The sequence below is a fragment of the Cognataquiflexum rubidum genome (assembly GCF_022538115.1).
GTDB classification, from domain to species: domain Bacteria; phylum Bacteroidota; class Bacteroidia; order Cytophagales; family Cyclobacteriaceae; genus Cognataquiflexum; species Cognataquiflexum rubidum.
In genome coordinates, this window is sequence record NZ_JAKZAL010000001.1 from 519,720 (window position 1) to 546,180 (window position 26,461).

Consider the following 26,461-nt stretch of genomic DNA (forward strand, 5'->3'; position numbering starts at 1 on the left):
CTCATGTCCAAAGTTTATTATCTACTCAGGTAAAGGTTTCTTTCAGAATAAATCTTCAAGAAATAATCGTCCATCAGATCCTCAATGAAGTAAATGGCTTCTCCCGTTGACTTCATTTCAGGGCCAAGTTCTTTGTTGACATTGGGGAATTTGTGGAAAGAGAAAATCGGTTCCTTGATGGCATAACCCTTTTTGACAGGATTGAATTCAAAGTCGGTTACTTTTTTCTCACCCAACATCACCTTTACGGCATAATTGACGTAAGGTTCCTGATAGGCTTTACAAATAAAAGGAACCGTCCTTGACGCCCTTGGATTGGCTTCGATGACGTAGACCTTGTCATTTTTGATCGCAAATTGAATATTGATCAAGCCAACTGTTCTGAGTGCCAAAGCAATTCTCTTGGTATAGGTTTCAATCTGACGCATCACATAATCACCAAGATTGTATGGAGGCAAGACCGCATAAGAATCCCCTGAATGGATTCCTGCCGGCTCGATATGCTGCATGATACCGATGATGTAGACGTTTTCTCCATCACAGATGGCGTCAGCCTCAGCCTCAATAGCCCTTTCCAAGAAATGGTCCAAAAGGATTTCATTGTTTGGAATATCCCGGAGTACATTGACCACATGCTCTTCGAGTTCTTTTTCATTGATGACAATCTTCATCCCCTGACCTCCCAAAACATAGGATGGCCTCACCAATAGAGGGAATCCAATCGTCTTGCACAATTCCAAGGCCTCGTCGGTATTGTGGATGGTACCAAATTCAGGATAAGGCACATCATTTTCTTTGAGCAAATTCGAAAATCTTCCCCTATCCTCAGCCAAATCCAATGCCTCGTAGCTTGTACCGATGATCTTGATGCCGTATTTATCCAACTTCTCGGCAAGCTTCAAAGCAGTCTGCCCTCCCAACTGAACGATTACACCCAAGGGCTTTTCGTGAAGGATGATTTCATAGATATGTTCCCAAAAGACCGGCTCAAAATAAAGCTTGTCTGAAATATCAAAATCCGTAGAGACTGTTTCAGGGTTACAGTTGATCATGATGGTCTCGTAGCCACATTCTTTGGCGGCCAAAACACCATGGACACAGGAGTAATCAAACTCAATCCCCTGTCCTACCCTATTGGGACCTGAACCCAACACCACCACTTTTTTCCTGTTGGTAACCGGAGATTCATTTTCTTCTCCAAATGTTGAATAGTAATAAGGAGTCTGGGCATCAAATTCCGCGGCGCAGGTATCTACGAGTTTGAAAACCCGCTTGATGCCCATTTCTTCGTAGCGCTTTGTGAAGACCTCACTCTCCAGACAACCCAACAGATGAGCCAACTGACGGTCTGCATAACCTTTTTTCTTGGCCATATCCATCAATTCCCTCGGAATGGTATTGAGGTTGAATTTGCTGATCTGGTCCTCGACGTGGATCAGTTCTTCAATCTGTCTGAGGAACCACTTATCAATTTTGGTCAGGTCATGGATGGTCCTGAAGGAAATGCCCAATTTGAAAGCATCGTAAATATGGAAAAGCCTGTCCCAACTTGGGTTGGCAAGGCTATATAAAATTTTCTGTTGGTCACGGAGTTCTTTGCCATCGGCACCCAATCCGTTTCTTTTGATCTCGAGAGATTGACAGGCTTTTTGCAAAGCTTCCTGGAAATTGCGCCCGATACCCATCACCTCTCCCACAGCTTTCATGGACAATCCCAATCTTCTGTCGGCACCTTTGAATTTGTCAAAGTTCCATCTCGGGATTTTGACAATCACATAATCTATGGCAGGCTCAAAAAACGCGGAGGTATTTCCTGTAATCGAATTGGTCAGCTCATCGAGGTTATAGCCGACAGCCAACTTAGCCGCAACTTTCGCAATCGGATAACCTGTAGCTTTGGAAGCCAAAGCGGAAGATCGCGACACCCTTGGGTTGATTTCGATACCGATAATCTGGGTATTGTCAGGACTGACAGAGAACTGTACGTTACATCCACCGGCAAAATTCCCGATGCTGTTCATCATCGTGATGGCGTAATTCCTCATCCTTTGGTAGACCGTATCCGGCAAAGTCATCGCAGGTGCCACAGTGATGGAATCACCGGTATGTACGCCCATCGGATCAAAGTTTTCGATGGAACAGATGACAATCATGTTGCCGATGTTGTCCCTCATGACCTCGAGTTCATACTCTTTCCAACCCGTAATACTTTGCTCGATCAGCACCTCATGGACAGGAGAAGCCTGAAGTCCGGCAACAAGGGCTTTTTCGAAATCCTCTTCTTTCTCTACAAAAGCCCCTCCTGCTCCTCCGAGGGTATAGGATGCTCTGATGATGAGGGGAAATCCAATCTCCTGTGCGATTTCTTTTCCCTGAAGGAAAGAAGTAGCAGTATCTCCTTTACAGACACCCACACCGATTTTTTCCATCAGTGCTTTGAATTTTTCTCTGTTCTCGGCGGTATCGATGGCATCGATGTCAACACCGATCATCCTGACACCATATTTTTTCCAAATGCCGGATTTATCGCAATCAATGGCAAGGTTCAGCGCAGTCTGTCCGCCCATCGTCGGCAAAACCGAATCGATATCCGGATGCTCTTGGAGGATTTTGATGATGGATTTTTTGTCGAGAGGCAGCAAATACACATTGTCGGCAGTCACGGGGTCCGTCATGATCGTCGCAGGATTGGAATTGATCAAAGTGACTTTGATACCTTCCTCCCTGAGTGACCTGGAAGCCTGTGAACCGGCATAATCAAATTCGCAAGCCTGACCGATGACAATGGGTCCTGAACCGATGATGAGTGTGTGCTTGATGCTAGTTTCCTTAGGCATTCCAAAAGAGGTTTTAAGAGGTTTAAATACTTACGGCTAAATTGGTCCAAAATTAGGGAAATAATTTAAAGTAGCCCGACCATATCCAAAAAAAGGGCAGAAAGATTATGTGAATGGGGACGATTTGTAAATTGGATTATTTGGGACTATCTTTTGTTGGAGGCAGGGGCATTTTACCTTTTGGTTAGGTTATGCGATTTAATTCCAATTACAAATTGGAAAGCATAAATGGGAGAAATTGAAAATGAATTGATCAATCAGCCTTTCCTGTTTTTGGTGTAAACCCAATTCCTCACTTCACCTTTTTTCTCCCAAAAACCATAGACATCGGATTTTCATTACCCCGAGCGGCGGTGTAGGGAGATTTGTTGAAGTATAAAATCTGGGGAAGCACCTTGCACGGGGTTAATATTTTTCAGCCCGCTTCGGGGCTGTTGGTCTAAGGGGAGGCGGTGAAGGTCGATTGGTTGAAGGGAAAAATTAGAGAAGCACCTTGCGCGGGGTTAAAGATATAGTGACTCGTTTGGATTAATTCTCAATTTTTAAAGAGAATATGCAAAATTTTTCATAAATAATTAGCTAAAATGATACCATGTAATTTGTATACAGGTAACTTATTTGCTACTTTGACCGTATGAAAATTAAAGACTTGCTGAAGTTACTCAAGCAAGATAGCTGGTCAGAAAAAACGCAGAAGGGAAGTCATCTCCAGCTTGTCCACCCAACTAAACCGGGAAAAGTAACGGTCCCAATCCATGGTGGGGACGTACCGGCCGGTACTTTATATTCCATTCTGAAACAAGCGGGACTTAAATAACCCTTCCCAACTTCGCAATACCCAATACAACAACAGGACACAAAACAAACAGGAAAAATGGATATCGTAAAAATCCCACTGACGATCGAAAGACAGGTGGGCAAGGAACTTTGGGGACGAATCATGTACAACGATAATCTGATCACAGACTTTGCTGAAACTGTTCCAGAATTGGAAGCTAAAATCAAAGCACTCTTGTGGGACTTTGAGAAACTAGCTCCCGAATATGTGGAATTTACTCACCAATATGACATCTATGCATTATTTCAGAAGTTTGACTTCTTGAAAATATCCACGATAGCTGAGCATGCCGGAATGAATCCCGGCCTACTAAGACAATATGTCTCAGGAGTAAAAAGCCCTTCAATCGAGCAGGCAAAAAAAATAGAAAAAACGCTGCACAATCTGGCAGCAGAGATGCAAGGGGTAATTATCGTAACCTCGTAAGTTCACTCCTTCCACTTAAACGACTTGTCATCAATGGCCCTCATGGTGCAAAGTACGCCGTTTAGGTGATCAAATTCGTGTTGGATAAGTTCTGAGATCGCACCCTCGACGCTCCAAGATTGCTTTTCCCAGTTTTCATCCAGGTATTCCAAAGTCAAGGATTGGTGTCTTTTGACTTTGACTAGCAGATTGGGAAAACTCATGCAGTCATCCCAAAGCTCAAACATGTCTTTGCTGGGATCGACGATTTCAGGATTGATGATGATGTAGGGTCTGTCGAGATGGAGGTAAAACAAGCGCTTCATGATCCCCAACTGAGGCGCAGCAATCCCTCTCCCAAATCCATATCTTTTTCGGATATCTTGCATGGCTTCGTGCAGGTCTTTCACCCAATTTTCTACCAAAGGAAGTTCATCACGGGTCAGGGCCGCACAATTTTCATAGAGGCGGGGATCACCGAGTTTGAGAATGTCTTCGACTTTTTTCATCAAAAGAAATATTTTAAGATACCATGCTTAAAAGAACCAAACATTCATTCCATTCTCCAGAATCCTTAAAATAGATAGACCACCTTCCCTCAGCGCATTTTGAACCGCAATATCTATATTGGAAAAAGAGGACCATTGAACTGTCCCTGAAAAAAACTGGTTCAGAAAAGGTAAAAATTTGACCGCCTTCCATATTTGCAATCTTAGTTTTGTCTTCTTTGGATGACTCACTCAATCTTGATCCAAAATCAGATACAGCCTTGATTTTTGTATTTTCTATTAAGTCAAAAAGAAATTTTCGCTCTTCTTTTGAAATATCACATTTTCCAATTTTGCCTTTTGCAGAAAATCCAGAACCCTCTGTTTTCAAGACTTCTCTTAACTTCCGATAAGTCCAATCAGGAATTTCTGAGGAACACTTGATTGGATCATCTGAAATGGTATTAAATATTTGATTCAAAAAATCACTTCTCAGATTCTCTTGGGCAAAACCATGAACATGAATGAAAAAAAAGAAAATTATGCAGATCTGTTTGAGCATCGTTAAACTTAAGAATTAGAAATTCTATATCCAAAAAAAAACCTGTCAGAATTGAATGCTGACAGGTTGGGTTCAATTAAGTTAGACCGATGGTCTTCTGTCTTTTTTTAAACCTTCGAGGTCAAAAAAAGACCTCAAAGGTTAAGACCTCAAAGGGTCAGGTTCTAGATATGCAAAGCCCTGTTGTCCGTGGCGGCCAAGCAGGCTTCTTTGAAAGCTTCTGTATAAGTGGGGTGCGCATGGGACATTCTTGCAATGTCCTCAGCCGATGCACGGAATTCCATCGCGACAACCGCTTCGGCAATCATATCGGCAGTCCTTGGTCCAATCATATGGACACCTAGGATTTCATCTGTAGCTGCATCAGCCAAAACTTTGACCACGCCATCTGTATCCATAGAAGCCCGTGCACGGCCTGAGGCCATGAAAGGAAACTTTCCAGTTTTGTATTTGACTCCCTGCTCTTTGAGCTGCTCCTCGGTATATCCCACTGAAGCCACTTCCGGCCAAGTGTAGACTACTCCAGGGATCAACAGGTAATTGATATGCGGCTTTTGTCCGGCGATGGTTTCTGCTACGAAAACACCTTCTTCTTCCGCTTTGTGTGCCAACATCGCTCCTTTGACCACGTCTCCGATGGCATAGATGTTTGGAACATTTGTTCTCAGATGTGCATCCACCTCGACCAATCCCCTCTCCGTAATCTTCACTCCTGCGGCTTCGGCATTCAGTCCTTCAGTGTATGCTTTTCTTCCAATTGAAACCAAAACATAATCTCCTACAATTTCGATGGTTTCTCCTTTGCTGTTTTCTGCTTTGACGATTACCTCTTTACCGGTATTTTCTACGGCAGTCACTTTGTGTTTCAGGTAAAAGTCGAAATTCAATTTTTTTAATGACTTCTGAAGTTCTTTGCCCATCGTCCGGTCCATGGAAGGAATGATGGCATCGAGGTATTCTACCACAGATACTTTTGCTCCAAGTCTGCCATAGACAGAACCCAATTCCATTCCGATCACTCCGCCACCAATGACGATCATGTGCTTTGGAATTTCTTTCAGTTTCAATGCTTCGGTAGAAGTGATGACCCTGTCCTTGTCGATTTTGATAAATGGCAAAGATGCAGGCTTAGACCCTGTCGCAATGATGATATTTGTTCCTTTGATTTCTTCAGATGAACCGTCGTCTTTGGTGACTTTGACGGTATTGGCATCTACAAAAGAACCCAAACCGTGGTGCACATCGATTTTGTTTTTCTTCATCAAAAACTGGATACCATCTACGTTTTGCTTGACCACCTCGGCTTTGCGGGCAATCATCTGCTCTAGGTTTACCTCTAAGTTGTCGAGGTTGATGCCGTGAGTTTTAAAAGTATGGGCGGCATTGTGGTAATGCTCGGAAGAGTCCAAAAGTGCTTTGGAAGGAATACAACCTACATTGAGGCAGGTTCCTCCGAGCGTGGAGTATTTCTCAATGATGGCGGTTTTCATACCCAATTGTGCTGCCCTGATGGCTGCTACATATCCTCCCGGGCCTGAACCAATTACTATGACGTCGTACATTTTTAAAATAGATTTTAGATGTGAGACACAAGACATGAGACTTGGTACCACTGAAGATTGAATTTTGTTGATGTATTTGGTACAAAGTACCAAGTACTTATGGTTTCTATTGAAATTGAAATTTTGTAAGAGTGGAGATATATGATTCGAATTAAGTATCAATATTCAAACTCATTTTGAGCTTGACAATCATATTTTGCACATGCTCCAATTCTTTTTCAACATTTTTAAAATCTTCGTCATTCAGATAATTCAGGCGATTTGAAATCACCATTTGTGTATCCAATTCGAATGAAGATCCAAGAGCAATTCCTAAGAAATTATGGAATTCTTTTTTGCCGTTTCTACCTGCACCCTCAGCAATATTGGAAGGAATAGAAACCACCGCCCGATTCATTTGACTTATCAAACCGAATTTTTCATCTTTCGGCAGTTTCTCCGTAATCTTGTAAACCTCAACTGCTAAGTCAATGGCCTTTTGCCAAACTTTTAACTCTTTATACCTGTGCATTTTCCTTGGGATTTTAGTGAAGTTATAATTTAACTGAATTTTAAATTTTCTTCACTCCAATACATTCTCAAGGAGCCAATTTATTCGACTATTTAAATATTTGGTTCTTGGTACATAATACTTTGTACTCAATTTCACCTATTACTTCTCACCTTTTACCTCCTACTCTCCAACTTCCTACTTCATCCTTCCTCCCTCATCCTTCCCTCAAACTCCAAAAAGCAACCTTGTCGGATCTTCGAGCAATTGCTTGACACGTACCAAAAAACTGACTGACTCTCTGCCGTCGATGATTCTGTGGTCATAAGAAAGGGCAAGATACATCATTGGAAGGATTTTGACTTCGCCGTTGACAGCCATTGGTCTCTCCACGATATTGTGCATGCCTAGAATAGCAGACTGGGGCGCATTGATAATCGGGGTGGACATCATGGAACCAAAAACACCGCCATTGGTGATGGTGAACGTTCCGCCGGTCATTTCTTCAATCGACAATTTGTTGTCTCTAGCCTTGCCAGCTAATCTTACTACTTCTTTTTCGATTTGGTCGAAGCTCATTGCTTCTGCATTTCTGATGACCGGTACCACCAATCCTTTTGGTGCAGAAACAGCAATGGAAATGTCGCAAAAGTCATTGTAGATGATTTCGTTGCCATCGATCATGGCATTGACAGCAGGCCATTCCTGAAGCGCCACGCAAACAGCTTTGGTAAAGAAAGACATGAAGCCAAGGTTGACGCCATGCTTTTCTTTGAATTGGTCTTTGTATTTCTTACGGATATCCATGATAGGTCCCATGTTGACTTCATTGAAGGTGGTCAGCATGGCAGTCTCATTCTTCACAGCAACCAATCTCCTTGAAACTGTTCTTCTCAGGGAAGTCATTTTTTCTCTCCTACTTTCTCTGCTTCCTGCTATTCTCGGAGCAGAAGGTGCTTCAACTTTCGGAGCGGCAGGTTTTACATCAGCAGCTTTTGGAGCTTCTTTTGGTTTGCCTTCAGCACTGATGGCATCCTCTTTGGTGATGCGTCCATCCTTGCCTGTTCCTTTGACATCATCGGAACTGATTCCTTTTTCGGCGATTATCTTGGCGGCAGCCGGAGAAGCATGGCCGGTAGCATAAGTTTCGTTTCCTGAAGGTACTGCTTCAGCCTGTTCTGCTTCAGCCGGGGCAGAAGCAGCAGTTACCGGAGCGCCTCCTTCGACCACTTCGATTTTGCAGATCAAGCCGCCTATTTCCAGGATGTCCCCTTCTTTGGCAACGTGGCGAAGGATTCCATTGGCTTCGGCAGGCAATTCAAAAGTAGCCTTATCGGAATCGACTTCAGCGATGATTTCATCCAAAGTCACATAATCACCATCCGCTTTCAACCATGATGCCAATGTCACCTCAGTGATTGATTCTCCGACCGTAGGTACAATCATATCTTTGATTTCTCCTGTTTTGCCTCCTTGGCTTGATTTTGCTGCTTCCATAACAATTGTTTTTTCTTCTTTGCTTTCTGAATTTGATGCTGAATCAATCACACAAATAACTGCCCCGATTTCTAAAGTGTCCCCTTCCTGGGCTTTGATTTTCAATGTACCGGCAGCTTCTGCCGTCAGCTCAAAAGTGGCCTTGTCGGATTCTAACTCACAGATCACCTCATCCATCTGGACTTGGTCACCTTCCTTTTTAAACCACTGACCAATGGTGACTTCTGTGATAGATTCCCCGACAGTCGGGACTTTCATTTCTAGGTTCATTGTTCTTTTTATTTAAGGCCAAAAACGGCCAAATATATTTGGTATCCTCAATCAATCTCTTGCTCAAGGAGATTACTCCATGACACAGGAGAATCAGGAAAGCTTCAAAGCCTGTCTGACAATTTTGCCCTGTTCTTCCACATGGACTTTATTGTAACCTGTAGCAGGGGAAGCGGAAGGCTTTCTTGAAATAATGTCCATAGGAAGTTCCCTGTACAACATTCTCAAAATATAATTCCAATAGCCCATATTTTCAGGTTCTTCCTGAACCCAAACGATTTCGGCACCTTTGTAAGCCTGAAGGGCTTCCATTATCTGTTTTTTAGGAAAAGGATGAAGCTGTTCTATTCTAACAATAGCTACATCGGATACCTTTTCCTTTTCTCTCGCCTCATCAAGGTCATAAAATATCTTTCCTGAGCAAATCAATACCCTTTTTACATTTTTAGGATCTACCACATTGTCAGTCAAAATCTCCCTAAAACCACCTTTTGTGAATTCTTCTAAAGGAGAAACTACCTTTGGATGTCTCAACAAAGATTTGGGAGACATGACTACACAAGGCTTTCTAAAGTCCCAAGCTTGCTGTCTTCTTAAAAGGTGGAAGAAATTTGATGGTTCTGTGATATTGGCTACTACCATGTTATATTCTGCGGAAAGCTGGAGGAATCTTTCAGGTCTGGCATTGGAATGCTCAGGACCCTGACCTTCATATCCGTGAGGCAATAGCATGACGATACCGTTCATCTTTCCCCATTTGGATTCCCCAGAAGAAATAAACTGGTCTATCATTGTCTGGGCACCATTGGCAAAATCCCCAAATTGGGCTTCCCAAATCGTGAGTGAATGTGGACTGGCCATGCCATATCCGTATTCGAATCCTAAAACAGCATACTCCGAGAGCAAAGAATTGTATATGCTGAAGAGGCCTTTGCTGTCTTTGAGTTCTTTCAGGAAGTTATAAGGAATATTCGTATTAGCGTCGTGGACGACTGCATGCCTGTGGGAAAAAGTTCCTCTCTGGCAATCCTGTCCGGTAATCCTGACAGTCTTTCCTTGAAGAAGCAAGGTACCATAAGCCAACAATTCGGCAGCTGCCCAATTGAGGGATTTGGCAGTAAAGAACATGTCCTTCCTTTGCTTCAACTGTACTTCAATTTGCTTGATAGGCTTGAATCCCTTAGGAATAGTGGTCAATGCCTCGGCCACTTTTTCTATACTTTCAAGAGACACTGCAGTATCAGGAGACTTGTCAAAATCCTCAGGAGTGGATCTTCTCAAAGACTGCCATTCCCTTTCAAATTTGGTGAATTGGTAAGGCAAAGGTTTTTCTTTGACCAGATTCAGCCTGTCCTGAAGCAACTGCCTGAACTCTTCATCCATTACCCTCGCAATCTCTGCGTCTATGTCCCCTCTTTCTGTCAATCTCTTGACATAGATTTCTCTTGGATTAGGATGCTTGGAGATAATATTATAAAGTTCTGGTTGGGTAAATTTCGGTTCGTCCGATTCATTATGGCCATGCCTTCTATAGCAAACCATATCGACAAAAATGTCTTTCTTGAATTTTTGTCTGAATTCCGCAGCAATATTGGCTGCAAAAACAACTGCTTCTGCATTGTCTCCATTGACGTGGATGACAGGAGCATCTATGATTTTGGCTACATCTGTACAATAAATAGAGGTCCTTGCATCATCGAAATCGGTAGTAAATCCAACTTGGTTGTTGATAACAAAATGGATTGTACCTCCGGTATTGTATCCCTTCAGTCCTGCCATTTGGGTCACTTCATATACGATCCCCTGACCGGCAACAGCTGCGTCGCCATGGATGAGAATCGGAAGTGCCTTATTTGAATCGTTCTTATGTTGGGAATCAATTTTTGCTCTCATAAAACCAACAACCACCGGATTTACCGCCTCCAAGTGAGAAGGATTAGGTGCCAACTTGAGGTTGACTTTTTTGTCTCCTGTGGTAATGATGTCACTGGAGTAACCCATATGGTATTTGACATCGCCATCGCCCATGGTCAGGTCAGGTTTTGCAGTACCTTCAAACTCTGAAAAAATCTGTTCGTAGGTTTTTCCCATGATATTGGAAAGCACATTGAGTCTGCCCCTGTGCGCCATACCGATCATGACTTCCTCTACGCCATAGTCAGCAGCTGTATTGATGACTGCATCCAAAAATGGTATGGTGCTTTCCCCACCTTCCAAGGAAAATCTTTTTTGTCCCAGGTATTTGGTGTGTAGAAAATTCTCGAATACAACTGCTTGGTTCAATTTAAAAAGGATCCTTTTTTTGGCCTCCACAGTTGGATTGAAAGACAAAGCTTCTTTTTCGAACTTGGTCTTCAACCAATCGAGCATTTCAGGATCCCTGATATAGGTATATTCAAAACCGATTGCCCCCTCGTAAATTATTTTCAAGGATTCAATCAACTTGGAAAGCTTCACAGTTCCAATGCCAATTTCTTTTCCTGCCTGGAATTCGGCATTGAGGTCATTTTGATCCAATCCAAAATCTTCTATATCCAAAAGTGCCTTCCTGTCTCTCCTTTCCCTAACAGGATTGGTTTTGGACCTGAGGTGCGCACGGGACCTGTAGGCGTGGATCAGTGCCCGAACTTTGATTTCTTTAGGCAACTGTTCCATATCCATAATAGTCCCCGGAGTAAGCAAGGAACCATTGACAGGATCTTTGGCAGTTTCGTTACTTTTTGGGGATGCTACAGAAGCCGGTTCATCACCGAATTTGGTAACAGCGAAATCAAAGCCATCAAAAAAAACTTTCCAACTCGGATCAATTGATTCGGGGTTGTTTTTATAATCAGCATACAGCTCATCGATATAGGCTACATGCGCATTGGAGATATAGGAGAATTTATCCATCGGTTTTATTGTCAACAAGACAAATGTAAATTCAAAAAAAGACAATTAAAAACCGTTAAAACGGTTATACAAATGGAAAAAATTGATTTCAAAAAAAGAAAGTCCAAACTAACCAATCGGCCAAACAAAGAAATAAGACATTGCTCAAATTCATCAAGCAAAATTTTAGCAGAACTTAAAGACCATAAAAAAAAAGCAGCACCCGAAGGATGCTGCTTTCTGAATTATTCAAAATTAATCAATTCTTATCTCAATCCTGGAGGCCATGGTTTACCCGCATTGGATTTCAATACTACCCTACCGGTTTCAGCAGAAGTATTGACCCAAGTAAATACCAACTCAGCAGGCGAAACACTGATGAAGTTAAAGGTATAGGTATCACCATATTTATCCGAACCGGAGAAAGTCAGGGAACCACAAGCATCATTCAACCTCACAGTGCCACCGAAAGTATCTCCATAACAATCCCAGAAGCCGAAAGTAGCATCAGAAACTCCATATGAAGTGGTACCTGCTACAGCAGTAAATGTTACTGTACCTGTAATAGACCCTGGACATGAACCGAATGGAGAACTCATTTCAGAAGAAGTGAATTCATAGGTACCGGCTAAGTTTGAAGGACAAACCACAGAAACGTTGTATAAGAATGGAGAAGCATAGAATGCACCACCTTTGATATCCGGACTTGCATTGACATCATTGAATACACGTCCAGATTTGTCAGTCATTTTCAGACGGAATTCAAACACGTCTCCACCATTTACCTGAGAAGCAGTAATTCCCAATGCAGCAAATGTTTCTGCTGAAGTCACCAAAATTTTAGCCCTAAGGAATTTACTTTGGTCATTTGGAGCAAAATCAGCTGATGAAAGTGTTTTTACAAGGACATCATTCACGGTAGAACTTGTACCAACAGGCACATACTGCAATCCTACACCAGGAATCAATCTCCTACGTCTTACCCTTACTTCTACTGATTCGACAGTAGCACCATTCTCAGCATCTACTCCTTCGATAGTAATATCAAATTTGGCATTTGCCAAGTCAAAGAAGTTAAATGTATCGCTTGTACGGGCAACAGTTCTAAGGTAGGCACCTGTATCAAAGGTTGAATAAGGAATCCTTGGCTCTACGAAGTCAGTACATGAGGTTATAAAAACCAACATGGATACCAACATTCCAAAACTATATTTTATCAATTTCATATTTTAGCAATTTTAGAGGTTAGTTAATCCAGCCGTTACCTTCAGGATTGGTATCCCAGAACACTCTTTGACCAAGGTTTGCCTTCTGTGGAGGAGCATTTTTATTGGTGACAACAAAATCAGTCGGATACAAGAAAGATCTTGGGAATAATCCCGGATCAACTGCCAAAGCAGGCTGCATTTTGTCAGGCTGACCGGTTCTTCTGTGAAGGTTATAAGACTCAACACCATTACCGAAAAGAGACAACCAATATTCCCTTGCAATCAAGTTCATTTTTCTGTTTGCCGGAGCTGCATCCCATTCAGTATTCACTGCTGCGATGTAGGCATCGACCAAAGAATTAAAGATATTGTTTGGTTGGAAAGCAGTTACAATAGCGCCTTGAGAAGATGCAGTAGAAAATGATCTTACGAAGTTCATGTGCTTACGGATACCGCTAGCAACTCTTGCTTTTGCATCACCAGGTACGCCGAGGGTCTGAATCGCTTCTGCTACCATGAAGTCAACATAAGCAGACAACATGATTGGCTGAAGACCTGCACCACCTGCGCCCAAAAGCGGAGAGTTCACAGGGGAAGCAGAGTTGTCATCAAATCTACCACCTGCAGGATACAGACCGTACATGGTTCTTTCAAAACCATCCGGTGGAATACCTTCGTTGTTCAAGTGGTCTCTACCCCAATATCCTCTACCTGTAGGGCTGAAGTCAGGCAAGCAGAAAGGAAATCCACCTGCCAAATAATGGCCCGGAGCAATTTCTCCCAAGCATCTCAATTTATCAGGATCAGTAGGGTTTTTGGTTTGTTGACGGTATAGGTAATACCTTACCCTTGGGTCATCAAAACCTTTTGCTTCAGTCAGATGGAACATATAGAAGGTGCTTTGGTAAGCACCACCACCACCACCATACTGACCGAATTTTGGAGCTCTTGAATCAGGATTGGTCTGGCTTGTACCATATCGGAATACAAAATCATCACCGTCTTTCAACAAATTGTCTTCAGCAACCAAAGCTGCAATTCTTGCTGCAGATCCACTGTTGACCAATTTGGTATTGAGGTAATACTTCAATTCTAAAGTATTAACCAGTCTCTGCCATCTTGTGACATTGTTATTGTAGTACAAATCAGTAGGAAGAGATGCAGTTGGAAGGGCAAACGCTGCTCTTGCGGCAACCAATTCATCCAAGGCTACTTTGTACACATCTGCTGCACTGTCCACTGTCGGAGCAAAGTCGGCCGGATTGAGGGCTTTAGAATAAGGAACATCCCCTAGGTGGTCCACCAAATGCATCAATACCATCGCTTTAAACACTTTAGCCATCGCCACATGTCTTGGTATAGACCTTTCAGGTGTATTCAATTCATTCTCAATAAATTGAATATCACTAAGAATTGTCGCGTATGAAGTGTTCCAAACACCGTTCAATGCAGTCGCATTGTAAGCATTTTGGTAGTTGACGTTGGGCTGAGACAATATCCTGGTTATTTGTGCACCAGTATTACTGATGCCTTCAAACATACCTGCATAAGCCAACTGAACGTTATTCAGTACCCAACTTGGATCAGCAGTGGAAGCTGTAACCTCATTTGGAGAATCAAGGAGATCTAGGTCACAGGATGTTGCAAATACCATGGTAAAAGCAACTATCAGACTATATATTTTTCTTTTCATTTTTTTAGAATTTAGTGGTTTAGAATGCTAAGGTTAATGTACCACCGAATCTTCTAGAGCTAGGACCAGTTACAAAGTCAAAGCCCAAACCGTTACCAACACCCACACCCAAAACGTCCACATCGTAGTTCATGTTTGGAGGGAAGTTAAGCGCTCTAAACCATAGGTTAGTACCACTAAGCGCAACAGAAGCACGCTTGAAAGGAGTCTTAGAAAGAAGAGAAGAAGGAAGGTCATAACCAAATGACAATTCTCTCAATCTAACAGCTGAGCCATCAAACACGTTTGATTCATCGGCACCTACGTGATACCCATCAAAGAAGTAGTTTGAAGCAGTGATCTGAATATCATTAGGAGTACCGTCTCTCTTTACACCCGGAAGGATGAAACTCATCTCTCTGTCAACAACCGGATCTTTTGTTACACCTCTCGCAAGGGTAGCTGTCACAGTGTTAGAGAAGATGATACCACCTCTTCTATATTCCAACATGAAGTTCATGAAGAATCCTTTGTATCTCAAAGTGTTGATCCAAGAACCTGTCCACTTTGGATTTGGATCACCCAAGACTCCGATTTCTGTATCTTCAAGGTAAGTTCCGTTAGTATCTACTATTGGCTGACCTGTCTGCTCATCACGTGCAAAAACAGTTCCTTTGATGATACCAAAAGGCTGTCCTGGAATGGCAAAGTTACCCAAGGTAGTAAAACCTGCATAAACGACTTCTTCCAAACCTTCACCCAATTCCATGGTAACTGTCCTGTAAGCAGTCCAGTTTACAATGGTCTCCCAACTGAATCCACTTGCAGTCGTTATCGGAGTGGCAGTACCTTGGAATTCAATACCTCTGTTTCTGATTTTACCAATATTGATGGTTGTATTATTGAAACCAGTTGCTGGATCTATCGGTGCTTCAGTAATCAAATTGTTGGTGTTCTTCTGATACAAAGAGATGTCAAATCTTACTTTGTTGTTGAACATGCCTGTTTCGATACCAAACTCGAGTTCTTCGTGCAATTCAGGCTTCAAGTTAGGATTACCCAAAGTATTGCTCAATGTTTGAGATTGGAATAAAGTTCCTCCTGCATTTTGGAAAGCCCTAGAAGACTGTCCCAAGATGTTTCTTGTTTGGTACGGTCTTGGGAAACCCGCTGAAGTTCCGTAACCCAATCTCAGTTTTAGGTCATTGACAGTGGATGAATTCCAGCTGAATGCATCTGAAGGGATAAAGGAAACTGAAGCGCCCGGATAAAGGATCCTTCTGTTCTCAGGTTCTACTGTAGAAGTCCAATCATTTCTAGCTACAAGGTTCAAGAACAAATAGTTGCTATAATCCAAGGTTGCCGAGGCATAGATACCCATCCTTCTTTCTTCAACCATATAATCCATACGGCCTGCGCCAAGTGGGTCAATGGGTGCAGAAACAAGGAAGTTAGAGTGTCTGAAAAGGTCAAAAGCCAACTGACCGGTGGAAGCGATACCGTTTTGTTGGAATTTGTCATATCTTGAGTTGAAACCCAAAAGTGCACTAATCCCCACCTTCTCAGAAAGTGTTTTTCTATAGTTCAAAATCAAATCCTGGTTCCAAATGGTATTGTTGATGTTGATTGTTCTGTAATACCCTTGTCTTGCATCTAATGTTACTCCGGCACCTCCACCTTTGTTATACATGGCTTCCTGTACTTCTGTGTATGTATCCAAACCTAATCGGTAGGTTACAGAGAAGTTATCAGTGAAGTCATAGTTCAAAGATGTTGAGTTGAAGAAACGGTTTACAACAGAAGTGTTTTTGTAATTTTTCACTAGCCATAGTGGATTAACCTGGTCATTTCCTGATCGGAAATACACTGAACTTCTATCGACGGGATTTTCGAAAGGAAGCCCGGCCAAATCTACTGTTCGCGGAGAATACAAAACATTGGCATAAGCTGAAGGAATACCACCGTTAGGACCTGAACCGAAAGCAGCATTGACAGGAGGAGAATCTACACCCGTTCTAGCGAAGGTAAAGGAAGAGTTGATGGTGAATTTTTCACTTACTGCTGAGTTGATACCCAAACCGAAGTTATATTTGGTCAATTTGTTTCCCGGTAGGAAACCTTCGTCAGAAGTATAGCCGAATGAAGCACTATAACCTGTGCTTTGTCCACCACCTTGAATCTGTACTGAAGTATTGCTAACCAATCCAGTTTGGAAGAAAGTCTCGCTTGGATCAGCATACGCCTTGTAATCATACTTAATAGGCGTAGTGGTTGGGTTTCCGTTGGCATCTTTCTCAAAAAACTCGGGGAAAGCGTTTCTGATACTAGCAAGAGAAGAAGAGGCTACTGGGTGGTTAATCTGCAAACCCAGGTCCATTCTTGGACCGAAGTTAGAGAAGAATAATCCTGGCTGCTGCTGGAATCCGTTACCATAAACCTGTCCGAAAGTTGGAAGCGAAGCTGCATTGTTTGAGAAGATAGACTGGTTAACAGTCACTTCTGCTTGCTTTCTTTTTCTAGAACCTGATTTGGTTGTAACCAAGATTACACCGTTTCTACCCTGATCACCATACAATACAGTAGCCGAAAGACCTTTCAACACAGAGATGTTCTCAATATTGTTAGGATCAATATCCAAGAAACGGCTTGAGGTGGTAGCACCACCTGAACCAAATCCTGTTGCAGCATTCGTATTGGTGTTGAAAGGAACACCATCTACAACGAACAAAGGCTGGTTAGAACCTGTGGCTGAAGAATAACCCCTGATGATGATGTTTGTACCAGCACCTGAATTACCGTTAGTAGCGGTGATGTTTACACCTGCCACTTTACCTTGAAGAACCCTCGCAACGTCAGCTTCCGGTCTGTTTTGGATTTGTTCATCCCCAACAGAGGTTACTGCGTAGCCCAAGGCTTTCTTTTCTTTCTCAATACCGATTGCCGTTACTACCACTTCGGATAGTTGCGACGCATCAGTAGTGAGCGTTACATTGATGACAGATCTGTTGCCGATTGCTTCTTCTAGGGTCTTCAAACCCACAAAAGAATAAATCAATACATTCGATCCGTCCGGTACATTAATAGAGTAATTACCATCCAAATCGGTGGTAGTACCTACTGTTGTACCCTTCACGAGGACGGTAGCGCCTGGGAGGCCCTGCCCATCTTCATCGGAAATTACCTTTCCGGTAATTACCCGTTGTTGCGCCGACACCTCGATACTGAGTGTCATGGTGAAAAGCGCAATAACAAAGAGTAAAGCTTTTCTCATAAGGTATTTTAGTTTAGTTGATTTGTAAATAAAATTTATTTCCGTCACATTTCAAAATCAGCCAATCCGCGAAAAATATATCGTTATATTATATTTTTTTCTACTTTTATTTATATTTAAAGCGATATTAAATCGTATTCATCAATGTTAATTATTGTTAAAGTTAAAATAATCTGAATTTTTTAAGATCTAAGGGTAAATACTTACGGATGGGCTCAAAAAAGTGAATTATTTGGAAATCATTTTTATTTCGAACATTCAGTTTTTTTTAAATAGATTCAACCAGAATCCGCAGAATTTTATTCTGATATGATATAAAATAAATATTTTGATTTTTTTAAAAAAAAATTACTTTAGATACATATTTCATATCGTATATGGCAATTATTTAATTATTCAGTAATTTTTTACCCATATAAACCAATATTCACAAATTTGGGTGGGAAAGAAGGAAAAAGAATGATTCTTTAAATTTCTAATTGAAAAAAATTTTTGATCCTTTCCTGATTTCCCGTCTTTTCAATCATGAATTTTTGATTTGAGCGCACAAAAATGTATTTGGGGTCAAAATTTTTACCAAGAAAGGATTTTTTTCAAAATTCACTGACTTTGGGGTTTTGATTTGAGTCTTTATTCATGTGATTGGATTTTTTTAGGGCTTCATACAGACCGAATTTAATTTGGAATTGAATAAAGCCTAAACCACCATCCATTAAAGGCGCTTTACAAAAAAAATGGATGCAGCAGGCATCATTGCCTTAGCTGCATCCAGATTAGAAACTTTAGCTACGATAGAACCACCATGAGTTTCAAGGTGACCCTATCCCGCATTTATTAGCAGATCGTTCTGATGGAGACAAAACGTTTGCCTGCTGTATTTATATTAGAAAGCAAATCTTATGGATAAGGCTACTTCATCCCACCATAGACCGCCATTGTCACTGATATTGACAGCCGGCTTCCAATCGAGGGATAAGTTTATTGGTGCATCGTCAAATTTATAATCCAAACCGATAATACCATCCAATCCAACCACCGTTGAACTGTTGCCGTTATCGCCCCAAGGCGTATTCCTTCTGTCAGCATTCCACGTACCTATGTGGGCACCACCACCATAAAACCACTGTAGGCCTTTGGCCCCATCGATGTCTTTATGGACTTCATATAGGCCGGTGATGATAAATCCCTGCCATCTTGTGTACAGGATACCTTCAATAGCTGCACCGCTTTGGATAAAGTGCTTTACAGTAAGGCCATTTCCGGAACCGAGCCTTAGCCCTATACCTGTGTTGTACTGTGCCTTTGATTCACTTACAAAAAGTAATGAAAACAGGACTGCGAGAATTAGAATTGGTTTTTTCATAAATTTTCAAATGGATTGGAGTTTAAATTAATAATGGGGCGAAATAAATTAATTCTTTTAATAAATGCCATCAAAAATGGCTAAAATGATAGATCTCCTCTGGTGTGATGCAAATATCAAGCCTTATATCATGGGGTTCGGAAGGAATTTCTTTTTCGGGTGGAAAGAATGACAAACCTACCTTTATTGTTTCATGATGCAATTTTGTTAAAAACATATCATAATATGCCTTGCCGTATCCTATCCTGTTTCCTTTGATATCATAAGCCAAAAGAGGAACAAACACCAACTGAATCTGATGGCTGTCCACTTTTTTTGACTCCTTGGGAATTGGAATGCCAAAATAACCGGGTTCGAAGTCTTTGTTGTGGGTGATTTCCAAAGTGTCCAGTTCCTTTGTTTCCGGATTCAAATAAGAGGTATATATAATGTATCCCAAGCCTTGCAATTTTTCCAATAAAGGAAACGTGTTTACCTCATTCAGCTTGGTGATGGATAAAAACAAATGCACATGTCTGATTGCCGGATTGGAATTCAAAAATTCAATCACTCGGTTGGAAATATTTTCCGAAAATCCGACCTGCATTTCAAAGGGAATAGTTTTTCGCAAGTCGCGGTATTGTTTCCTGATGGCTGATTTATCCATGATCAAGCCTCAATATCATATATGAAAAATCAAAAGGATCGAAAACCTCCTGAATTTGGTCTACAAAATTATTGTCCTGGAGGTAAAACCTCATAAAATTCTCTACCCGTTCCTGAGGACTTCCACCCGGATTCATGTATTGGAAGATGGCTTCCCGCTGCTTGATTTGGATATCCCACCTGCGTTCTTCCGCCTTCCTCACTTTTTGACCCAAGTGATCCAAAATTTTCAAAGCACGCACCTTTGCTGCTTCAAAGGCATTGCCGAGACTTTTCTCGAGTTCAGTTGCTGTTTTTCCTGATTTTTCAAATATCAATTCCAGAGCTTCTTTCTCCTGACTGAGTCTGATATCCATCGAAGCATTTCCGGAAATAAAGTCCTTTTTCCATTCAGCTACCGACTGAAACAGCAACTCATCTGAAAGACCGAGTTTTTGGATTTTCTTTTCTGTTGCCTGATCCACAACAACAGCAAAATTTCTCGGCATTAAGGCGGGAAACGGTATTTCAAAATGATCAAAAATACCTTTCATTTGGAGCCAATACACCACTTCAGCCGGACCACCCAAGTAGGCAAGATTGGGAAGGATCATTTCCTGATACAGCGGACGGAGCACGACATTGGGACTGAACCGCTCAGGATGAACCGATATAAGGTCCATCATTTCCTTTTCGGTAAATGAAATTTCTGTATTCAATACATTAAAAACATCTCCAGACTTTTCTATTCTTTCCCGGATTCCCTTTTCCATGTAGAAAAAATTGATCTCTCTAGGAAAAATCTGGCTTTTGTAACCAAGGTCTTCCAGTTTTTTTGTTTGGGAATCAGCAAGATTCTTTGGTGTATTCAGGAATAAATCCTCTTGAATAACGGGAGTGAAAATCCTTTTAAAGGCTGCCTCATTGGCATCCACAATCAAAAGTCCTTTATCTCCAAACATATGGTGGACATATTTTCTGACTGCCTCAGACAAAGTCGATGAGCTTTGATACGCATCATTGAAGAAATCGGGAACAAACCCGGAAACTTCTTTGAAAAATGCCTTGAAGCTTTCATCCAGATCAAAATCCCCTACAGCACCTGTTTGAGCTGTTTTCCATTGGTATTTTTTGCCATCAAGTTTGAAATAATTGATTTCATCAAAATCATGGTCTTCACTCGCCATCCAATAAACAGGAACAAAATGATTATCCGGATAGGCCTGATTCAATCTGTCTGCAAGATTGACAGTCGATACGATTTTATATATAAAATAAAGTGGTCCTGTAAACAGGTTCAGTTGATGACCTGTGGTCACTGTAAAAGTGTTGGAATCGGCCAAAGACTGGATCTGCTGAGTGGCGATTTCGTTGTCCTTGAGACCTTGGTATTGATGTGAAAGTGTTTCCACCAAAACATTCCTGTGTGCATCCTTGAATTTCTTCCCCTCAATCAGTTTTTGGAAATTCTCGATTTTGGGAAATTGGTTATAGAAAGGAAAAATCTCAGGCTTTTGGTGGATATAGTCTAAAAATAAGGCCGAAAATTGTCCGGTACAATCCGGATCAACTGTGCTTTTTATCATGGATTTGGTGTTCAACGTTCACTTAGGCGATACAAGTCATTCTAACTTCGCAACAAATGATAAAGTTCGCATTTTTTTTCTTATTACAAGAATGGCGATTGGATGGTTTAATTTTATCAAAAATTGTATAACAGGGGATGGGGTTTGAAGAGGTAGATTTGGGGAATTACGATTTACGGAGGACGATTTACGAAGTACGATTTACGAAGTACGAGTTACGAAGTTCGATTTACGAAATACGATTTGCGAAGTACGATTTACGAAGGACGATTTACGAAGGACGATTTGCGAAGTACGATTTGCGAAGTACGAGTTAATGAAGTACGAATTACGAGGTGAATGAAGAGTTAGGAATTACGAGTTGCGTAAAATTTAGAGAAAATGAAAAAGAAAGAAATACCTGTGACGGGAATGAGTTGTGCGGCATGTGCGATTTCTGTTGAAAAAACCCTTTCCACAAGTCCTGGAGTCAAATCGGCATCAGTCAATTATGCCAACCATGTTGCTCTACTCGAATGGGAAGAGGATGTCGTGTCCTTGGAAAAGCTCCAGAAAGAAGTCCAATCTACAGGTTATGACTTGATGATTGAGGATGTCTTGCAGGAGGATCTGGAAAAAATGCAGCTTGAGGCCTATCAAAAACTCAGGAAAAAAACATTGTACGCCGGCATTTTAGCTTTGCCTGTTTTCCTGATCGGTATGTTTTGGATGCACATGCCTTATGGGAATTACATCATGTGGGCCCTGACCACCCCGGTATTGCTGGTGATGGGAAGACAGTTTTTTATCCAGGCATGGAAATTAGCCGGAAACCGACAGGCAAATATGGACACGCTTGTCGCTCTGAGTACAGGTATTGCATATATATATAGCTCCTTCAATACCTTTTTCCCCGAATACCTTGCCTCAAAAGGCCTTGAAGTACATGTGTATTTTGAAGCAGCCTCGGTGATCATATTCTTTATCCTATTGGGAAAAACCCTTGAATCGGGCGCCAAAGCGGGTACCGGCGCAGCACTCAAAAAATTAATGGACCTTCAGCCGACTGACCTTATTGTCCTGAAAGATGGAAAGGAAATCTCCATGAAGACCAGCGAAGTTAAAAAAGGCGAGGTTATATTGATCAAACCCGGCCAAAAAATCCCTTTGGATGGAAAAGTCCTGGAAGGCTCTTCCTATGTCAATGAAAGCATGCTGACCGGTGAACCCCTTCCGGTATTAAAAGAAAAAGACACGCAGGTTTTTGCCGGAACCATCAATAGTTCAGGAAGTTTCACTTTCATTGCAGAGCAGGTTGGAAGAGATACTTTCCTAGCCCAGATTATCCAAAGGGTCAAAGCAGCCCAAGGCTCTAAGGCCCCCATCCAAAAAATGGTGGATAAAGTGGCGGGGATTTTTGTCCCGGTGGTGTTGGCTATCGGTATAATCACCTTCTTTATTTGGGGTTTCAGTGGAATCGAGGATTCTTGGTTGCGGGGAATGCTTGCGCTGATAACCGTTTGGGTGATTGCCTGTCCCTGTGCATTGGGATTGGCCACGCCAACAGCAATCATGGCGGCCATGGGCAAAGGCGCAGAAATGGGAATTTTGATCAAAGATGCCGAAAGCCTGGAAAAAGGAAAGAGCATTGACACTTTGATTTTGGACAAAACAGGAACGATTACGGAAGGAAATCCGAAAGTAATTGACGCCATTTTTCATGAATCTTGGAATGAGTCAGATGCTGCTTTGGTCAAAGCGATTGAATCCAAAAGTGAACACCCTTTGGCAAAAGCCATTTCAGGATATTTTGAAAAATCGGATCAAAAAATCAATATCACAGATTTCCAAAGTGAAACAGGAAAAGGGGTGAGTGCAAAATACGGCGATGATATCTACCGCATCGGCACCATGAAGTGGCTCTCCTCCTTCAAAGTAGAATTGACCGGACCGCTTCAGGTACAATCCAACAAAGCCCTCGAGGAGGGAGCGATCGTTGTATTTGTAGCCAAAAACACGGAATTGGTTGCAATCTTCAAAATCGCGGATCCTATCAAAACCACTTCTATAAAAGCAATTACCGAATTGAAGCAAATGGGCATCGTCATCCATATGCTGACAGGGGACCAAAACAAAACCGCAGCTTGGGTAGCAAAAGAAACAGGCATCGACCATTTCAAAGCGGAAATGCTTCCTCAGGATAAAGCGGCTTACCTCAAGAATCTACAAGCTCAAGGAAAACATGTGGCTATGGCCGGCGATGGGATCAATGACAGCGAAGCACTTAGCTTGGCCGATCTGAGTATTGCCATGGGAAAAGGAACTGACATAGCGATGGAAGTGGCAGAAGTAACTTTGGTGCATTCAGATTTATCCCAGATTCCAAAAACCCTTCACCTGACCAAAAAAACAGTGACAATTATTCGTCAGAATCTCTTTTGGGCTTTTATTTACAATATCATCGGAATCCCGGTTGCAGCAGGGATCTTATACCCTACATTTGGATTCCTTCTCAATCCCATGATCGCCGGGGCTGCCATGGCACTCAGTTCGGTATCTGTAGTCACCAATAGCCTTCGGCTTAGAAAATAAAAATTTCATTTCAAAAAGCAAACCGCATTATTACCAGCTGTTGTTTTGGGAGGCGTCACCCTGAGTGAAGCGAAGGGTCTCTCCTAAAGTAAATGAGATCCTTCAGTCGTACCTCCTTCAGGATGACGGAGAAAACGGTGTCCTTTTCATGTCGGTACATTTTATTTAATGTTTACTCGAAATGAAAGGGTGAAGTCTTTTCGCAATCTTTAGTCTTCTTTCTTCATTTATTGTTAATTCAGAAATTTGACCCTTGCTCCCTAATTTTAATCTCATGTCTCATGTCTCACGTCTCAAATCTTATATCTATTTATATGAAAAAGCAATTCAAAACCAATGTCAAATGTGGCGCCTGTGTGGCTACCATCACTCCCGAAATGGAAAAAATTGCTGCCGGTTCATGGCAGGTGGACCTGACAAGTCCGGACAGGATTCTCACTGTGGAAAGCGACAAGAATGCCAATGAAATCATCAAGGCTCTTGAAAGCGCAGGATACAAAGGAGAACTGCTCTCCTAAAACAATTGCCTTCCAAATTGCTTTTATTTCTTAGCTTTGCCGAAAATTTCCAATGATCAATTACCAACAATTTGTACTGGATAATGGCCTTCAGGTGCTCGTCCATGAGGACAGGAGTACCAAAATCGCTGTGCTAAACATCCTTTACAAAGTAGGTTCAAGGAATGAAGTTACCGGCAAAACAGGCCTTGCTCATTATTTTGAGCACCTGATGTTTGGCAGTTCCAAAAATGTACCTGTCTTTGACACCGAGTTGGAAAAAGTCGGGGGCTCATGCAATGCCTTTACCAATACGGACATCACCAATTTCTATATTACCCTTCCTGCCACCAATATTGAGACGGCTTTTTGGCTGGAATCTGACAGGATGCTCCAACTCAACCTCTCAGAAAAAACCATAGAAGCCCAACGCAAGGTGGTGATCGAGGAGTTTAAGCAGCGGTACATCAACCAACCTTATGGAGATGTCCACCACCACATCCGGGGCTTGGCATACGAAAGACATCCTTACCAATGGCCCACAATCGGCAAAAACCTGGAAGACATCGTCAACTACCAAAAAGCGGATGTGGAAGAATTTTATTTTACCCATTACCGCCCTGACAACGCGATCATGGTCGTGGCAGGAGATGTGACTTTGGAGCAAGTGAAAATTTTATCCCAAAAATGGTTTGGAGATATTCCCTCAGGTCAGATTCATATAAATTCCGTTTTACAGGAATTGCCTCAGGATAAAAAGAAAACAAAGATCGTAGAGGCAGATGTCCCGACAGATGCCTTGTACAAGGTCTACCATATGCCCGGCAAATTACAGGACGGTTATCTTGAATCTGATTTGATTACAGATATTCTTGGGTTTGGACGATCTTCAATTCTGGAGCAGCAATTGGTCAAGAACGGTAACTTATTTGCTTCCATCGGGGCTTATATCTTCGGTACGGTGGACCCGGGATTGTTGGTTTTTTCAGGCAAAATGGAAAAAGGCCAACCTGCGGAACTTGCCGAAAAGGCTTTGGATGAAGTCGTGGCTACATTTCTCGGTTCTACAGTTTCTGAAAACACCCTGACCAAAATCAAAAATCAAGCAGAGGCAATGAAAACCTATGAATCAGTCCAACTGCTGAACAGGGCCATGAGTCTGGCATATAATGCCCACCTCGGCAACCCTGATTACCAACAATTGGAATACGAAAAGAAAATCAAAATCCCTTCGGAGGAAATAATTAAGCAGGCAAATAAAATCCTTGTAGAAGAAAACTCTTCCGTGGTCTACTACAAAGCTAAAAATTGAAAGACCTTGCCTTTGTCTCATGTCTCTTGTCTCAAATCTCATGTCTAGTAAAATATGACAAATTTCAGAATCGGCTTCGGCTATGACGTACATCAACTCCAGGAAGGCTATGAATTTTGGCTCGGAGGCATCAAATTGGAACATGAAAAAGGTGCTGTCGGACATTCAGATGCAGATGTATTGATCCATGTGATCTGTGATGCACTTTTGGGTGCTGCCAATTTGAGGGATATCGGCTATCATTTTTCAGACAAAGATCCAAAATACAAAGGGATCGACAGCAAAATCCTGCTCCGCGAAGTGATGCAGCTGATCAGAAATGAAGGCTTTGAAATTGGAAATATCGATTCGACAGTCTGTCTTCAGATCCCAAAGCTTAATCCACATATCCCATCCATGAAAGCATGCCTTGCTGAGGTGATGGGAACTGATATTTCCAATATCTCGATCAAAGCCACCACCACGGAACAGCTGGGTTTTGTGGGAAGACAGGAGGGCATCTCTGCCTACTGTGTAGTATTGATCCATAAAGTCTAA

The 26,461-nt window shown here is 41.9% G+C and carries 19 protein-coding genes; 6 read left to right on the plus strand and 13 right to left on the minus strand.

Annotated elements, in window-relative coordinates:
• Positions 1-17: 17 nt before the first annotated feature.
• The gene (gene carB, locus MMU05_RS02270; protein WP_241140031.1) at positions 18-2,837 is read right to left on the minus strand and encodes a carbamoyl-phosphate synthase large subunit; all 2,820 of its coding nucleotides are present in this window, start codon (positions 2,835-2,837) and stop codon (positions 18-20) included.
• A gap of 634 nt (positions 2,838-3,471) precedes the next feature.
• Between carB and MMU05_RS02275 the strand changes: the two genes are divergently transcribed.
• Positions 3,472-3,654: a type II toxin-antitoxin system HicA family toxin gene (locus MMU05_RS02275; protein ID WP_241140032.1), complete on the plus strand. Its 183-nt coding sequence runs from the start codon at positions 3,472-3,474 to the stop codon at positions 3,652-3,654.
• 57 nt (positions 3,655-3,711) lie between these two features.
• The gene (locus tag MMU05_RS02280; RefSeq protein ID WP_241140033.1) at positions 3,712-4,101 is read left to right on the plus strand and encodes a helix-turn-helix domain-containing protein; all 390 of its coding nucleotides are present in this window, start codon (positions 3,712-3,714) and stop codon (positions 4,099-4,101) included.
• A gap of 2 nt (positions 4,102-4,103) precedes the next feature.
• Here the strand turns inward: MMU05_RS02280 and MMU05_RS02285 are convergent, their stop codons facing one another.
• From MMU05_RS02285 to bshC, 12 genes are all read right to left on the minus strand, one after another.
• Positions 4,104-4,589, minus strand: coding sequence for a peptide deformylase (locus MMU05_RS02285; protein ID WP_241140034.1), 486 nt, complete (start codon positions 4,587-4,589; stop codon positions 4,104-4,106).
• Between the two features lie 13 nt (positions 4,590-4,602).
• Positions 4,603-5,130, minus strand: coding sequence for a hypothetical protein (locus MMU05_RS02290; RefSeq protein WP_241140035.1), 528 nt, complete (start codon positions 5,128-5,130; stop codon positions 4,603-4,605).
• A gap of 164 nt (positions 5,131-5,294) precedes the next feature.
• Positions 5,295-6,692: a dihydrolipoyl dehydrogenase gene (lpdA, locus tag MMU05_RS02295; protein WP_241140036.1), complete on the minus strand. Its 1,398-nt coding sequence runs from the start codon at positions 6,690-6,692 to the stop codon at positions 5,295-5,297.
• A gap of 151 nt (positions 6,693-6,843) precedes the next feature.
• Positions 6,844-7,203 (minus strand): four helix bundle protein, encoded by a 360-nt coding sequence (locus MMU05_RS02300; protein ID WP_241140037.1) that lies wholly within the window; start codon positions 7,201-7,203, stop codon positions 6,844-6,846.
• Positions 7,204-7,410: 207 nt separating this feature from the next.
• Entirely contained in the window at positions 7,411-8,949 is a 1,539-nt protein-coding gene (gene odhB, locus MMU05_RS02305; RefSeq protein ID WP_241140038.1) for a 2-oxoglutarate dehydrogenase complex dihydrolipoyllysine-residue succinyltransferase, read from the minus strand.
• A 93-nt stretch (positions 8,950-9,042) separates the two neighbouring features.
• Positions 9,043-11,841: a 2-oxoglutarate dehydrogenase E1 component gene (locus tag MMU05_RS02310; RefSeq protein ID WP_241140039.1), complete on the minus strand. Its 2,799-nt coding sequence runs from the start codon at positions 11,839-11,841 to the stop codon at positions 9,043-9,045.
• A 245-nt stretch (positions 11,842-12,086) separates the two neighbouring features.
• The gene (locus tag MMU05_RS02315) at positions 12,087-13,046 is read right to left on the minus strand and encodes a hypothetical protein (protein ID WP_241140040.1); all 960 of its coding nucleotides are present in this window, start codon (positions 13,044-13,046) and stop codon (positions 12,087-12,089) included.
• 19 nt (positions 13,047-13,065) lie between these two features.
• Positions 13,066-14,721 carry a SusD/RagB family nutrient-binding outer membrane lipoprotein gene (locus MMU05_RS02320; RefSeq protein ID WP_241140041.1) on the minus strand — a complete coding sequence of 552 codons (1,656 nt, stop codon included), beginning with the start codon at positions 14,719-14,721 and terminating at the stop codon, positions 13,066-13,068.
• Positions 14,722-14,740: 19 nt separating this feature from the next.
• Entirely contained in the window at positions 14,741-17,971 is a 3,231-nt protein-coding gene (locus MMU05_RS02325) for a SusC/RagA family TonB-linked outer membrane protein (RefSeq protein WP_241140042.1), read from the minus strand.
• Between the two features lie 883 nt (positions 17,972-18,854).
• Entirely contained in the window at positions 18,855-19,334 is a 480-nt protein-coding gene (locus MMU05_RS02330) for a hypothetical protein (protein WP_241140043.1), read from the minus strand.
• A gap of 70 nt (positions 19,335-19,404) precedes the next feature.
• Positions 19,405-19,980 (minus strand): 5-formyltetrahydrofolate cyclo-ligase, encoded by a 576-nt coding sequence (locus tag MMU05_RS02335; protein WP_241140044.1) that lies wholly within the window; start codon positions 19,978-19,980, stop codon positions 19,405-19,407.
• Positions 19,973-21,544, minus strand: a complete 1,572-nt coding sequence (bshC, locus tag MMU05_RS02340; protein WP_241140045.1) for a bacillithiol biosynthesis cysteine-adding enzyme BshC — start codon at positions 21,542-21,544, stop codon at positions 19,973-19,975. The genes MMU05_RS02335 and bshC overlap by 8 nt, the downstream gene beginning before the upstream one ends.
• Before the next feature lie 381 nt (positions 21,545-21,925).
• Here bshC and MMU05_RS02345 point away from each other — a divergent pair, with 381 nt between their 5' ends.
• The 4 genes from MMU05_RS02345 to ispF all read left to right on the plus strand — a co-directional run bounded on the left by MMU05_RS02345 (position 21,926) and on the right by ispF (position 26,461).
• The gene (locus MMU05_RS02345; protein ID WP_241140046.1) at positions 21,926-24,115 is read left to right on the plus strand and encodes a heavy metal translocating P-type ATPase; all 2,190 of its coding nucleotides are present in this window, start codon (positions 21,926-21,928) and stop codon (positions 24,113-24,115) included.
• Positions 24,116-24,429: 314 nt separating this feature from the next.
• Complete coding sequence (locus MMU05_RS02350; protein ID WP_241140047.1) at positions 24,430-24,633, plus strand: heavy-metal-associated domain-containing protein; 204 nt, start codon at positions 24,430-24,432, stop codon at positions 24,631-24,633.
• A 52-nt stretch (positions 24,634-24,685) separates the two neighbouring features.
• Positions 24,686-25,924: a M16 family metallopeptidase gene (locus MMU05_RS02355; protein WP_241140048.1), complete on the plus strand. Its 1,239-nt coding sequence runs from the start codon at positions 24,686-24,688 to the stop codon at positions 25,922-25,924.
• 54 nt (positions 25,925-25,978) lie between these two features.
• Positions 25,979-26,461 (plus strand): 2-C-methyl-D-erythritol 2,4-cyclodiphosphate synthase, encoded by a 483-nt coding sequence (ispF, locus tag MMU05_RS02360; RefSeq protein WP_241140049.1) that lies wholly within the window; start codon positions 25,979-25,981, stop codon positions 26,459-26,461.

Bases quoted from the DNA above. Each gene is read 5' to 3' on its own strand.
- carB (WP_241140031.1), bottom strand. From the start codon at position 2,837: ATGCCTAAGGAAACTAGCATCAAGCACACACTCATCATCGGTTCAGGA.
- MMU05_RS02275 (WP_241140032.1), top strand. From the start codon at position 3,472: ATGAAAATTAAAGACTTGCTGAAGTTACTCAAGCAAGATAGCTGGTCA.
- MMU05_RS02280 (WP_241140033.1), top strand. From the start codon at position 3,712: ATGGATATCGTAAAAATCCCACTGACGATCGAAAGACAGGTGGGCAAG.
- MMU05_RS02285 (WP_241140034.1), bottom strand. From the start codon at position 4,589: ATGAAAAAAGTCGAAGACATTCTCAAACTCGGTGATCCCCGCCTCTAT.
- MMU05_RS02290 (WP_241140035.1), bottom strand. From the start codon at position 5,130: ATGCTCAAACAGATCTGCATAATTTTCTTTTTTTTCATTCATGTTCAT.
- lpdA (WP_241140036.1), bottom strand. From the start codon at position 6,692: ATGTACGACGTCATAGTAATTGGTTCAGGCCCGGGAGGATATGTAGCA.
- MMU05_RS02300 (WP_241140037.1), bottom strand. From the start codon at position 7,203: ATGCACAGGTATAAAGAGTTAAAAGTTTGGCAAAAGGCCATTGACTTA.
- odhB (WP_241140038.1), bottom strand. From the start codon at position 8,949: ATGAACCTAGAAATGAAAGTCCCGACTGTCGGGGAATCTATCACAGAA.
- MMU05_RS02310 (WP_241140039.1), bottom strand. From the start codon at position 11,841: ATGGATAAATTCTCCTATATCTCCAATGCGCATGTAGCCTATATCGAT.
- MMU05_RS02315 (WP_241140040.1), bottom strand. From the start codon at position 13,046: ATGAAATTGATAAAATATAGTTTTGGAATGTTGGTATCCATGTTGGTT.
- MMU05_RS02320 (WP_241140041.1), bottom strand. From the start codon at position 14,721: ATGAAAAGAAAAATATATAGTCTGATAGTTGCTTTTACCATGGTATTT.
- MMU05_RS02325 (WP_241140042.1), bottom strand. From the start codon at position 17,971: ATGAGAAAAGCTTTACTCTTTGTTATTGCGCTTTTCACCATGACACTC.
- MMU05_RS02330 (WP_241140043.1), bottom strand. From the start codon at position 19,334: ATGAAAAAACCAATTCTAATTCTCGCAGTCCTGTTTTCATTACTTTTT.
- MMU05_RS02335 (WP_241140044.1), bottom strand. From the start codon at position 19,980: ATGGATAAATCAGCCATCAGGAAACAATACCGCGACTTGCGAAAAACT.
- bshC (WP_241140045.1), bottom strand. From the start codon at position 21,544: ATGATAAAAAGCACAGTTGATCCGGATTGTACCGGACAATTTTCGGCC.
- MMU05_RS02345 (WP_241140046.1), top strand. From the start codon at position 21,926: ATGAAAAAGAAAGAAATACCTGTGACGGGAATGAGTTGTGCGGCATGT.
- MMU05_RS02350 (WP_241140047.1), top strand. From the start codon at position 24,430: ATGAAAAAGCAATTCAAAACCAATGTCAAATGTGGCGCCTGTGTGGCT.
- MMU05_RS02355 (WP_241140048.1), top strand. From the start codon at position 24,686: ATGATCAATTACCAACAATTTGTACTGGATAATGGCCTTCAGGTGCTC.
- ispF (WP_241140049.1), top strand. From the start codon at position 25,979: ATGACAAATTTCAGAATCGGCTTCGGCTATGACGTACATCAACTCCAG.